At 32.3% G+C, this 12,127-nt stretch carries 15 protein-coding genes; 5 read left to right on the forward strand and 10 right to left on the reverse strand.

All coding sequences use genetic code 11. The features are described 5' to 3' along the window. Positions 1-121 precede the first annotated feature (121 nt). Genes ACMT7R_RS01870 through ACMT7R_RS01885 form a run of 4 tightly spaced genes read right to left on the reverse strand, consistent with a single transcriptional unit; the run spans position 122 to position 3,043 of the window. Complete coding sequence (locus ACMT7R_RS01870; protein ID WP_415309740.1) at positions 122-577, reverse strand: hypothetical protein; 456 nt, start codon at positions 575-577, stop codon at positions 122-124. Next, positions 564-2,258, reverse strand: coding sequence for a hypothetical protein (locus ACMT7R_RS01875; RefSeq protein WP_415309741.1), 1,695 nt, complete (start codon positions 2,256-2,258; stop codon positions 564-566). The genes ACMT7R_RS01870 and ACMT7R_RS01875 overlap by 14 nt, the downstream gene beginning before the upstream one ends. Positions 2,259-2,271: 13 nt before the next feature. Further along, positions 2,272-2,550 carry a hypothetical protein gene (locus ACMT7R_RS01880; protein WP_415309742.1) on the reverse strand — a complete coding sequence of 93 codons (279 nt, stop codon included), beginning with the start codon at positions 2,548-2,550 and terminating at the stop codon, positions 2,272-2,274. Beyond that, the gene (locus ACMT7R_RS01885; protein ID WP_415309743.1) at positions 2,540-3,043 is read right to left on the reverse strand and encodes a hypothetical protein; all 504 of its coding nucleotides are present in this window, start codon (positions 3,041-3,043) and stop codon (positions 2,540-2,542) included. The genes ACMT7R_RS01880 and ACMT7R_RS01885 overlap by 11 nt, the downstream gene beginning before the upstream one ends. A 71-nt stretch (positions 3,044-3,114) precedes the next feature. On the opposite strand from ACMT7R_RS01885, the gene ACMT7R_RS01890 reads away from it, so the two are divergent. Further along, complete coding sequence (locus tag ACMT7R_RS01890) at positions 3,115-3,399, forward strand: hypothetical protein (protein WP_415309744.1); 285 nt, start codon at positions 3,115-3,117, stop codon at positions 3,397-3,399. After that, positions 3,399-4,463 (forward strand): DUF2130 domain-containing protein, encoded by a 1,065-nt coding sequence (locus tag ACMT7R_RS01895; protein WP_415309745.1) that lies wholly within the window; start codon positions 3,399-3,401, stop codon positions 4,461-4,463. Before ACMT7R_RS01890 ends, ACMT7R_RS01895 begins: the two co-directional genes overlap by 1 nt. Positions 4,464-4,503: 40 nt before the next feature. Here the strand turns inward: ACMT7R_RS01895 and ACMT7R_RS01900 are convergent, their stop codons facing one another. The 5 genes from ACMT7R_RS01900 to ACMT7R_RS01920 all read right to left on the reverse strand — a co-directional run bounded on the left by ACMT7R_RS01900 (position 4,504) and on the right by ACMT7R_RS01920 (position 8,200). Beyond that, entirely contained in the window at positions 4,504-4,779 is a 276-nt protein-coding gene (locus ACMT7R_RS01900) for a hypothetical protein (RefSeq protein WP_415309746.1), read from the reverse strand. Positions 4,780-4,783: 4 nt separating this feature from the next. Then, positions 4,784-4,942 (reverse strand): hypothetical protein, encoded by a 159-nt coding sequence (locus ACMT7R_RS01905; RefSeq protein WP_415309747.1) that lies wholly within the window; start codon positions 4,940-4,942, stop codon positions 4,784-4,786. 266 nt (positions 4,943-5,208) lie between these two features. Further along, positions 5,209-6,165, reverse strand: coding sequence for a hypothetical protein (locus ACMT7R_RS01910; RefSeq protein WP_415309748.1), 957 nt, complete (start codon positions 6,163-6,165; stop codon positions 5,209-5,211). A 26-nt stretch (positions 6,166-6,191) separates the two neighbouring features. Continuing rightward, the gene (locus ACMT7R_RS01915; RefSeq protein WP_415309749.1) at positions 6,192-8,033 is read right to left on the reverse strand and encodes a hypothetical protein; all 1,842 of its coding nucleotides are present in this window, start codon (positions 8,031-8,033) and stop codon (positions 6,192-6,194) included. 20 nt (positions 8,034-8,053) lie between these two features. Beyond that, complete coding sequence (locus ACMT7R_RS01920; protein ID WP_415309750.1) at positions 8,054-8,200, reverse strand: hypothetical protein; 147 nt, start codon at positions 8,198-8,200, stop codon at positions 8,054-8,056. A gap of 58 nt (positions 8,201-8,258) precedes the next feature. On the opposite strand from ACMT7R_RS01920, the gene ACMT7R_RS01925 reads away from it, so the two are divergent. The 3 genes from ACMT7R_RS01925 to ACMT7R_RS01935 all read left to right on the forward strand — a co-directional run bounded on the left by ACMT7R_RS01925 (position 8,259) and on the right by ACMT7R_RS01935 (position 10,946). Continuing rightward, on the forward strand, positions 8,259-8,744 hold the full coding sequence (locus ACMT7R_RS01925) for a hypothetical protein (protein WP_415309751.1): 486 nt from the start codon (positions 8,259-8,261) through the stop codon (positions 8,742-8,744). Positions 8,745-8,919: 175 nt separating this feature from the next. Then, on the forward strand, positions 8,920-9,459 hold the full coding sequence (locus ACMT7R_RS01930) for a hypothetical protein (RefSeq protein WP_415309752.1): 540 nt from the start codon (positions 8,920-8,922) through the stop codon (positions 9,457-9,459). 683 nt (positions 9,460-10,142) lie between these two features. Then, on the forward strand, positions 10,143-10,946 hold the full coding sequence (locus tag ACMT7R_RS01935) for a hypothetical protein (RefSeq protein WP_415309753.1): 804 nt from the start codon (positions 10,143-10,145) through the stop codon (positions 10,944-10,946). Between the two features lie 510 nt (positions 10,947-11,456). Here the strand turns inward: ACMT7R_RS01935 and ACMT7R_RS01940 are convergent. Next, positions 11,457-12,089: a hypothetical protein gene (locus tag ACMT7R_RS01940; RefSeq protein ID WP_415309754.1), complete on the reverse strand. Its 633-nt coding sequence runs from the start codon at positions 12,087-12,089 to the stop codon at positions 11,457-11,459. Positions 12,090-12,127 lie beyond the last annotated feature (38 nt).

Consider the following 12,127-nt stretch of genomic DNA (forward strand, 5'->3'; position numbering starts at 1 on the left):
TCCAATCTTTGATTACAGTGAATCTATCATCTACATTTTGTGAATTAATTTCGATGACATTATTGAACTAGAGTTTATTGAATAATCTGATTTACTCTGGCATAATATCTTATGGATACAACTAACCTGTACAATATGGACAACAATCAATCCGTTTATTTTTGTCTTTAAGAATGGGATCATTAATTGCAAGCGAAAGCATACACATTGTTGGGAAACCTTTAGAAACTACTGAAACCATACAATCATTTTCCAACATTAACCTATCTCTCTGGGCGGTAGTTAAATGCGGAATTCTGGTCATATCAAATCCTTTTTGGTTAGTTATTCCTATCATAGCCTTATTAATTAAAAGATCAGTCAATGGATCTCGTGTTGCTTTATCTAAATAATTTACCATCCTTTGTAAACTCAGATCGTTCAAAACTCGAAAAGGACAAATTGCTAAAGTTTTTACATTTTCGTTATTAATTTTATCAACTATATTTATGAAAACATGAGAATCTAAAGCAAAGTCATGAATAGTGAATTCAGTAACTAGATTTATTTTAGGTATGTCCTCATTATTGAGTAACAAATACAAATAAGCCATTAAGTATTTGATGTATGTCGAATGGAACTACTCTCTCAGCTATTTTAGCATGTATTGTATCTTGGAATTCTTTCTTAAGTGTTCCCATTGAAAATCCCTTAATTTCTTTAGAGTTACCATTGTTAACGAGTATTTGTTCTAAACCCTTGTTTCTATAATACAAATCATATCTAATCTTTTCTGATACTTTGAATTCGATAGAATTCATAAATGATGTTAACTCTTCATTTGAATGTTTTTCATTTAACTCTTTAACAATGTCTATAGCAGAGATAGCCTTGTCTACCAATCTATGGTTTAAATAGGCTTCAATTGATAAAACTAGTCCTGAACAGAGGATTTTGGCCATCTTATCACTGGGTTCTTGATCATACAGAACCTTTATTTCGTTTATTAGTTTATTCATATGCAATGCCTTTTTCAAATTGGTTTTAGGTTTATTGATAGAAAGTGATTTGACTAGAATAGAAGCGAGGGGTAATCGTAAATCAGAGGGATATTTGGAAAACAAGGTTTTTATTTCTAGTATACACTGACTGAATTTTTCAGGTTGGTTGTCTTTTACATAGTAGTTACCCAAAGTCTCTAGAAAGGCCCCTTGAAAAATTTCAAATCGCACATCGCCATATTTTATGAATAATCTATTGAGAAGTCCAATGATCCTCTCACACAGATCATAATATCCTATATCCGCATAATAAACAAACGCATTAAAAAATGAACTTATTAGAAGATTTGTTATCTCTTTAGGTGGGGAATCAGGATATACATCTTCAAAAGACTCAACCCAAATGTCTATATTGATCTTTGGTGGAATTTCAACAAAAATTTTAGATTGAGTAATTACTGCGGAAAGTAGTTCAATAGCTTCAAAATATTCTTCGTTATAACCTTTGTTTTCATTTAAAACTTGCCAGCAATTTCCAAGGATGGACATATAAAATCGATTCTGTTTATCGGTAAGCTTGCGGACAGAAATCATATTATATAAAATCCTATAAGGGAAAAATCTAAACAAACTGAGCAATATATTTTCACCTTTTCTCACATCTGATAAAGCTAATCGTAGGTAATCTGCTATTGGATCGGGTTTTATAATGAACGTATCATCTTCAACAAAAATAAGATTATTATCATACCTATCTCTACTATCAAGCAATATCTTCTTGAATTTTTCTATATCAGAAAAGCATTCTTGAAGAAAGTACCAGTCATTTTTCCAGCTTACGGGCATTATTAAGGAAAGCATTTGTAAATAATATTTTACTGTAGAAATGTCATAGCCTGTCCATCTGGATATATCGCTGACATATCTTTCTATTTTCCACGAAAGAATAGAAAGTAAATTATCATCCATTTTACCACCATTCCTATAGTATTCAGCACAAGAGGCAGCGTAATCAAAACTACCTCTACTTTTTAACTCGATTTCACTCGCCGTGTTATGATCCAAGGAGTAGTTTTCAGTCAAGAATTTTTCCACATCACCAGCATATACCTCTAATTTTTGAAAAGACGAGTTCTTTTGTTGGATACTATTAATTATTTCATCAATAAAGTATGGTCTTTCTATAAGTATTATTTTTATCAAAGTATTATTAGGAGGATTAATTACGTAATCGAGGAGTAAATCAAGGTTGCCTGAATATCGTTTCGCATCATCCAATATGAATAAAATTTTATTGTGCTCTGGAAAAAGTGTAAGATTCTTGTACAGGATTTATAAACAACACATGCCAATGTAATTCCTTTTCCAGTCTATTCCTATGGTGTAAAATACTTTCCAATATTAACCTAGTTTTGCCCACTCCTCCATCTCCTGTTACAATCAAGATTTGTTGATCATTTTCCAAAAAATGTGTGATAAATTTAATTTCCTCTATTCTTCCATAGAATTTACGATATTTATTGAATAGTGGTTTTATTTCATTTCTGTTTAAATAAACGTCAATTGTCATAACGAGCTTCATTCGTTGTTACTGGTGTCTTTAGTGCAACCACCTTTGGTCTAAAGAAATGATCTTTTTCTGAAGGATATTCGTTAGACATTAAATCTTCTAAATTCTCTAAGCACTTAGTTTCGCCTGCCTCTGTTATACCAACTCGTGTCACATGGTTTTCCTCAACAATATCAACAAGACCTGCCTTAGAGTATTTTTCATAAACTTCTAGACATCGCTTTCTATCAAATTCAAGTTGGGGGTTCATATCGGAAGCTACTTTATCCAAATGTGGAGTAGAGAAGTAGAGATGATTATTAACGGCTTTTCCCATATCCTTGTACTTTGGAGACATTTTGGCCAAATACAACAACATCAGGTATCTAAGTGGTCGCATATTCACTGGACCTAATGGCCGTTTTTTGCCATCCAAGTCCCTCCCATTTAAAATATGGCCAACTTTGCTAATTGCTCCTCTTACATCTACTGATTCGTAGCTATCCCAATCCAAATAATATTAATGAAATATGTCACTAGAAATTAAATATTTGTTATAAATGCGACATAATTGCGCATACCTCATTGAATAACAATTTAATGAATAATACGGTAATGATAAAATTACAAAAACAAAAATCAAAGAAACCTACAAAAATGGAATCACCAACATCTGAACTAAATTTTGGTCCAGATTGGAAATTTTCAGAGAAAATGAGGGATCCCGTGTATAATAGATTAGTGAATAGACTTAACCGATTAAAGTCCAACTACAAAAGAAAATATTCGCTAAAGGACACATCATACTATCCACAACCTACTAGATCCATCTTTAGTCTAAAAGGAAATTTTGAGGAGGTATTTGTTTAATGGCAACCATTGTAGAGTTAAAATGTCCATATTGTAAACATCCTTTGAATAATCAAGAATATGAATCTGCTGTATCACTATTTGAGGAAACTGTAAAGACCAAATATGAATCAAAATTGAATAAACAACAACACGAATTCCAAGAAAGATTGACAAAATTAGAGAAACAAAAAGAAGAAGAGAAACAAGATTTGGTAAATCAAATGACTTCTGAATTAGAGGAAGAGATATACAAGAAAGATTTGGAAAATAAGGATTTATACAAAAAAATGGAGTTAATAGAATCGGAGGCATTAGTTAAAGCCCGAAGCTCACTTCAGACGGAACTCGATGATAAGGAAGACAAAATCGTCGAAAAAGAAATTCAAATTAAGCGAGTTCAATATGAATTAGATAGATTAAAAAAGCAACTTTCAGAAGCTCAATCCGAATTAAAAGGGGAAGTAGGAGAATTAAATCTCTTCGATAAACTCAAGAGTGCATTTGAATCTGATATTGTAGAAAGATGTTCTCGAGGAGTAGAAAGTGGTGATATAATTCATCAAATAAAATTACCCTCTGGAACTATTTTGGATACCAAAATCATTTATGATAATAAGAACGCAAATTCTGTGACTCAGAAAGACATAGAAAAGGCCAAACGATATATGCATATCCATAACACAGAATACGTGATCATTGTATCTAAAACCTTACCAAAAAGAGATATTAAAAATGGATTATATGGTGAAATTGATGGGGTTTTGTTAGTACATCCATCAATTATTATTGATGTAAGCCATCAACTACGTAAAGTGATCATCAAACTGTCAAGGATATCCATGAGTTGTAAAGAAGAGGAGAACAAACAATCACGGTTATACAACTTTATCAAAAGTCCTGAGTTCAATACACTTCTCGAATCCATAAGCAAAATTTATGAAACTAAAGTTCAGATTCAGTATGAAGAGGAGAAGCAACATAATACATTATGGAAAAAACGTAAAAAGCTCGATGAACAACTAAGAAGTTTATATTTAGATATCTCCACAGGAATTGATTCTATAACAGGATTTACCATATGAGGCAATCCAAAGTCCATTTCCTCATCCTAGCAATCTTTAATCATTGACGGCGTTCCTTTTTTATAACATGGATATTATTTTGGACAAGGTCTCTGATCTTCTCGATTAATTCAGCTGATAGATAATTGTCAGATTCTCCTCTCCATAATAGTAACTCTTTTTCGACTTCGTCGGGTAATTCATTTATGTTATTCGGATAATATACTATCATACTACCATCATCATATCCTAAAAAGTCGATGTATAGATAATCTTGATGAACTGTTATACTACCAAGGCCCAGTTTACGTAATTCTAAAGTGATACAAAATGACAAATTATTAATGACCCTCTCCTAAAGCCTTGTTTACCTTTTCATCTAATAACTTTCCAGGTCCATCATTAAAGGAATCACCCGCTTTTCCTAAATCCTTAAGAGTATTATAATGATCGATGTCAATTAATACCTGTTTATACCGTTTGGTGTTCTCTTTAAACATATCATAGTTATCATCGATAATATATAAGTATTTACTATATAATGGTAATGATAAACTATAAGTGAAATTAACTGTATGACTTATTTATTCTGTTAAGCAACAAACCACGAGATTGATAGGTGAAGGCAGTGAAGGCTGTGAAGGCTGTGAAGGCTTTAGAAGGTGCGGTCATCTATTTTTGTAGTAATTTATAGAGTTCAAAATTCTCTTTCTTCAGGTTTTCTAAACTGATGGGTGGAAAGCCCTTATCATACCTTAATTGCTCTTTAATTCTTTGAGGGTATCTCCACCTGAATCTTATTCAGATTATTACATTTGTCCAACCAGTTAGTAATTATTGATACTATTTCATCTTCTGGTAATCGTTTGATATTTAGAAGATATGGTATCAAAATATACCAAAGACAAAAGTACCTATGTTCTCTGATTGGAGTTTGCAGTAATTGTTCAATCCATGTGATATTGTCATTGCTGGATTTAGAAGTGGTAAAACTGTTTCTCTTCCTCGATTCCTGGAATTCAATTTTTAGCTGTATCAGATGATTCATAAAGGAAAGTAAGACAGGACTTGCAATGGCTTCGACTCCATCCCATTTTTGAATTACGTTTACTTTGTTTCCATATTTTGAATTAGTAGTTCCGGGTATTCTAATTAAACAAGAGTAAATAGATGGATTATGTTTTGGGTCGCCTTTTTGATTAGTAAGATATTTTCCAGCATATCTTATGAATTCGGTAGTTAAATCGGCTTTGACAACAGATTTAAAATCCTCAAACACTTTGATATTTTCCAAAGGAAGTTTTTCTTCATCTTTAGTTATTATCTGAATAGGCTGATATATGTGGTAGCCACCCCCCGTCCAAAGGACGGTCGGGTGGCCACTGATTTCATCTTTGATTTTCTTTAACGTTTGTTTTAGAATATAATCTAGTTTTCTAATTGGATACTTACAAGTAGAACATGAAGATAGATCTAAATCTATGAAAATGAAACTAGGGTACAACTTATTCCATTCATTCGGATGATGAAGAGGATAACCATTAATTCTGCAATCAACAAAATCAGCTTCTGTAAGATACTCTATCATCTCATTCTCAGAATCTACAAATACTTGACCTTTGGTTTTGGCTGTCATAATGGATCTTGGGAACATAAACTCTTGGCCGCCAAAATGAGACAATATGAATTGTATATCCTTTTTAAGCTCGTCAGGGGTAGACATGATATTTACCATTATGAAATAATTGATTAGTGATTTTGAGATTCGTTAGATTTAGTATTAGTATTGTTTCTCTCATCAAAAAATGACATGGCGCCCTCTCCAGAGCCTTCACAGCCTTCACAGCCTTCACTTTTTACTCCATCACTCCTGACACCAGAACACTTGATTTTTGGTTTATTACTATGCTGTTGATATGTAAGTCGTATTTTTCTTATATCCTTGAAGATTAATATGTTACCTGTGTTAGTATGTTTAGATTCAGCACCAAATATTTTACATTTGGCAGACAGTTGATTATAGTAAAGCGTAAAACCAAAATCTACCAAATACAACTCATTATCACTTATGCTGTAGCTATTCGTTGTTTGTTTTATGGAACTCCATAGATCTTTAACTGGAAAGCTGTATTTATCATCTGATTTATCTAACTCCTCAATTATTTTTGATAATAAGAAATGATCGAAAGTGGCTATCTTTTGTTCATATTTTACATCCAAAAAGTGTTGAAATGTTTCCTCTACTTCTCGTTGTACATCAGTGTCATAAAACAAGGCTATTCCCTCACATAATTCCATCTCTCTGTTCTCAAGTCCAGTATCTATCTCTGGTCTTTTCTCGTATGCGTGAATAAGGCGATAAACAAACAATTCTTTTCGGAGTTCATTTATTTCCTCAGCTAATTCTTTTACAGATTGATTTCCCTCTTTTCCCTGACTAACCAATACATCTTTTATATTGTATTTAGGACTACCCAAAAGACATGTGATTGCAAATGTTCTGTCTAATACTCCTCTTGCTGTATAGTTGTGTGGAAGTTTTTCGGATAGAAATATCTTTAGAGAATAAGTATTGAAGAATTCTTGATCAAAAGTGTTTGTATTTATCTTTGCAACTTTTCCTCTGATGGTATATCCAGTTTTCAATATGTTCATTATTGTTTGATTATTCTCAATATTCTCAATCTCATCCATAATCAGAGTACATTGAGCTGGTTGCACTTTACCTAATAATCTGTAAATGTTTGCAGCAGAAGGATCTGTCATCATTACTCCTCTGTACGCTATTAACTCAAATAATTCACCTATTACACTTTTACCTACTCCATTATTTCCTACAAAGAAAAGATAATGAGTGGTAGGAAACCTGTCTTGAAAATAAGAGAACAATAAATCTACAGTTATGATGTTTATTACGATCGGTTTTTGGTCTACATATTTTGAGACAATGAGTTTAGTTTTCTTGTAAAAATCACTTGTGGATTTTTGTCTTACCTCGTTTACTAATATGTCAAGCTCTTCCATATTTTCAAATTCGTATGGTTTGGCAGGTCCGTCATCAAATCCAAAAGGGAGTAAGGTTCGTGTTGCTTCTTCTATTGATTCTAAAGTATTTGGTTTTTCATTTTCATAAAATACAAAACATGGTTTACCTTCCAAGACAATTGATTCGTATAAAGTCTGTTCTTTTTCTGAATAGTACTTGAATACTTTGATTTTCTGTTTCCTTTGATTGTTTAGGCCATTACCCTGGTCTTCACTTTCACCTTCGCTTTTCTTTAATAACGAATTGACATACTCGGTTATCTTGGCATGATTGCGTGCTAGTAATGAAGATACTCTATTTGCCGAATTATCAAATAATCCTGATTCTTTTAGCTGTGAGCTTAGTGCTATCAATGTTTTTTCCCAATCCAAAATTGTCCTTTTGTTTATTTTCTTAAGCATAATGCTTTTGAAAAGTGGTCCGTTCTTTCCTGTAATTGTAGCAATTATGTTGAGGTCATCATGAATTTTTAAGGAAGTGATTGTATCTTTCATATCCTCAGGAATTTCAATACTTAAATAGTCGGATTTTGTTTGATTGTTCATATTAAAGCACCTTAACGAATTCAGTATGTTGACTGGTGTGGTTGGCTAGGTCCCTCAACCAAACAACCACACTCACCATCTACTAGTATTATGCTTTCAAAGTTACCTGTTCTAATCATTTCTGAGTTTTTTGTCATCACTTTATCTAAAAAATTATCATCCTTCATTGGACAGAAATGAAGAATATTATTATAAAAGTAATAGACTCCATAATTTACGTAAAATTTGTCCACTGAAAGCGGTGAATTAGATAACCTAGAACATCATTTACGTCAATTGCATCGTGGAATTGTCCTCTATAATTTTTCAGGTATTATTTATTATTCATTGAAGTGGCATGAAAAGTATGGTAGACTAACAAAAGATCACAAATCTATTGATACGAATGAAATAATAAAGCCAGAGATATTCGAATTGGACGATAAATTAAACTTAATCTTGAGTGTTGTCCTGAGAGCACACTCTTGTAATGTTAAACAGGTTCATGATACACTATTTACCAAAAAAGATAAAAACCAATATAAAAAGATATTGAGGCAAGTCAAAGTACTTGTAGAATTAGGGTTGGTTCAATATATGGGAGAACCTGGAGAAGACGAAACAGAACGAATTGGTAATACTAATAGATATTCATTACCAATTGAATTAACAATGGCAGGTATCATTTATATTCTTATTAACCATAGCATTGAGAAATTTCAAATCTATTAATCCATTTAGACAGTTACTCACAAATGAATCCTTAAACAACCTATTCGTTTGCTTTTTGTACCCTTACTTCATGCGTAAAACACTATTGGATTTAGGAATGAATGATCTATTTTTGTCTTATCTGAACCAAATTTGTAGAATCATAAATAAGAATTTGAATATTTACCACAAATATATGGATCCCGATTTGAGATCTCAATTTCTGATATCTAATAGATATACAATGATCCATTTGTTTAATTGGTCAGCACAACTTTCAAGGGATACTCAGATTGACAATTCAAGAATCATTACCATACTTCGTAATCATTTGTATAGAGAATTTAAATGGAAATGGCTATCCGGCGCAAGATTCTCATTTGATCTAGAAAACAATTTTATAGAGATACATGGTCCCAATAAAGAATATTCTATAATTATAATTTCTCTTTCAACAGAGACTGTGACATTAAGATACAGATCTGTTACATATTCCAATATATTTAAAATGAAAAGGTTTCATGACCAAGTTTCGATTTATGGAAAAAATAAGACCATTAAGGAAGGTTTGGATATTCCATTTCTTTATCAATGTAAAAGGGAACTATGTCCACTTCTTTTTGAGCTTCAGCATATTGCAAGTACCCATAAAAGAGTAAAGCATGTTTTAAACCGTGATCCCAAATTTAAGAAAACTCTTAACGAAATAATTGAAATTCTTAAATTCGAACATTAATGGAGTCGTTTACACAGAGTTTGTCCCTTACTCTCGTATTGTCCGACCTAGTGTCTTTGGACTATCCTTCTTTAACCCAGTAATAATTTAATAGTTTGATGTCTAAACGATGTGCAATGAAGATAATAATTGTGGTTTTTCGCAATTAATTTCAAAATCATTATGTTAATTTATTGATAAATCGTTCCGTTTAATTGGAGCTGAGGGAAGACTTATCTACTCAATACCTATTGCATCTCCAAATAAATTACGATGTAGGAGCATCGTCCTATAGTTTAACCATTGTGTTTTATTTACATTGGCTGATAAAAGATAGTTACCCAAGTATTTTATAAGTAGTGTATTTTTTGACCTTTCCTGTATCTGGATAGTACATTGTGATTTCTTATTGCCTTAAAACTTATTCGAATTCCATCCCAATCCATAGATATCTAGACCCAAAAACCAATCTTAAAGTAAGAGTAAATATCCCCTTTTGATAAGGATTAGTGAATTTGAATTTTCGTATATGTATTGATAAGGATTAGTGAATTTGAATTTTCGTATATGTATTGATAAGGATTAGTGAATTTGAATTTTCGTATATGTATTGATAAGGATTGCATAGAAATAACATGAAATATAGGCTAAAACGAGTCCAAAGATAAACGTCAAATATTCCTATAAACTGTTTAACCTAAGGAATGGAAAACTTAAAAATGACCTATGATAAGAATATTGAAAAATATGTCAAGATATTACAGGGATTGCAAGAGAATTATACTCTAATTGTTAATAAAATAGATGAACTTAAGAATACATTCCAATTTCAAAACGACAAAAGTAATGATGATGCCAGATTGGCATTTTACTTTTTAGCTTCAAACTATTCTGATGCAGCGATTCATTTACTAATGTTTAATACTTACATTAGTAACAAACCTTTGGAGCTACGTCAATATTATGATGAATTCAAGATCAGTATACCTAATTCCAAGGCAATGGGACGAATGATACCCTTAAACAAGATAAGATGGAATAATTGTCAATGTTTGTCGAACCTGTTTTCTATCTCAATATATAGTTCTTTCGAATCTTCTTTAAGAAATATCATGAGATCTGTGAATGAGGATTGCTATGTAAAAACGCAGAATAATATAGTTTCAATGCTTGACCATCTAATGTCGAGATCAGAGAATTATACTTTGTATTTAACCGAATATCACGACAGATTTGTCGCTTTCAATAAGATCAGAAATTCAATACATAATAATGGAGTTCACATGCCATATAATAAGAATAAAAATAAGGAGGATGCCAAACAACGATCGGAATATCAAATTTTGGAGGATGAAACAACCATAATTAAAACCGGTGAACGCATTAGGGGCGGAGATGGCTGGGATGTTCATTTGCAAATGACTAAATTACTTTTCTTGATTCATAATGATATTCTGGAAATCCCAGAAGTTAAATCTAAATCATTTATTTTCGATCCGTCTTCGTAATCAAACATCTCTATGTATTCTTAGATATTACGATTCATATGATAACTCCATCAATTCATCCAACGCCGGTCTTATTCTCTTTGTATTTGTTTAAACCCGGTAATGTGACGAATTATAGTCATTTTTCCTTTATCTTCGTGTCGCCCAAAGCCTTGAGAGGCCTTTGGGTATTCTTCTGCATTCTCCCAAGTTCTAGAAGTTAATTATTCTGTCAAATCTTTGCCAACATACCTAGTTTCAATCTAATTACTCATCATAAGCAATGTCATCAGGGTTAAGAGCATATAACAATTTAAGACATCATATTAATCGTTTATCATCTTGAGGTTTTAGGTTAAAAATTGAAAGGATTTAATTCTAAACTATTCTTGAATGTATATGTCTTGTCTTACCTCAAAAGTAAGGTGTCTGAAACTGTAATGGAGTTCTTAATCTGTTCGATCAAAAATAGAATTAATTGTATTTAAAATAGGAAAAGAAAGGAATGGTTGAGAAGGATTTACGATATCTTTAATTCACCATGACAGTGCCTGTCATCCAAGGATGGATTACACAAATATAGTTGTATGTTCCTGGATTCTCAAACGTCATCGTAAATGAAGTGATTGGTGGAGCACCAGGTGGAACCTGTCCTTCTGGCCAAATCCAACCAGAATTTAGATAACTCTCATCTCCGGTGAATGTGTAGTTTGAGCCAGATTGAAGATAAGTTACATTCGTCTTGGAGCCGTCAATTGAAACTGGGGCAGATGACCTTGAATTATCTGCCAGAACCAACTTGTTATTTGGATTTGAACTATCTGGTATTATTGTAGCTTCGACATTTGGTGCTGGTATAGCGGCACTTAATTCAGTATTGTTGGGAATGCTAAATGGAGCTACTAATGGAGGAATCATATCATTATCTTTAATAAAAGTGACAGTATGAGGTTCACCAACTAAAGTTGGATTATCCCAAGTCACGCTGTCACCTGTTTTAATATTAATAGTTTGAGGAACATATATCGTCCATGGAGCCGTTCCATTGCCTCCGCCTGCGGCCACAGTAACGGCACTTGCTTGGTTATTTGAAGAAATACCAAATATAATAACAAAAGAGATTGCCACCAATCCCATACCTATGGTTATATTATTGATTACCATTGCTTTTGAATTTGTTCAGCAATATTAATACTTATGGT

It is taken from the genome of Candidatus Nitrosocosmicus sp. FF01 (assembly GCF_047711275.1).
In the GTDB taxonomy this organism is placed as follows: Archaea; Thermoproteota; Nitrososphaeria; order Nitrososphaerales; family Nitrososphaeraceae; genus Nitrosocosmicus.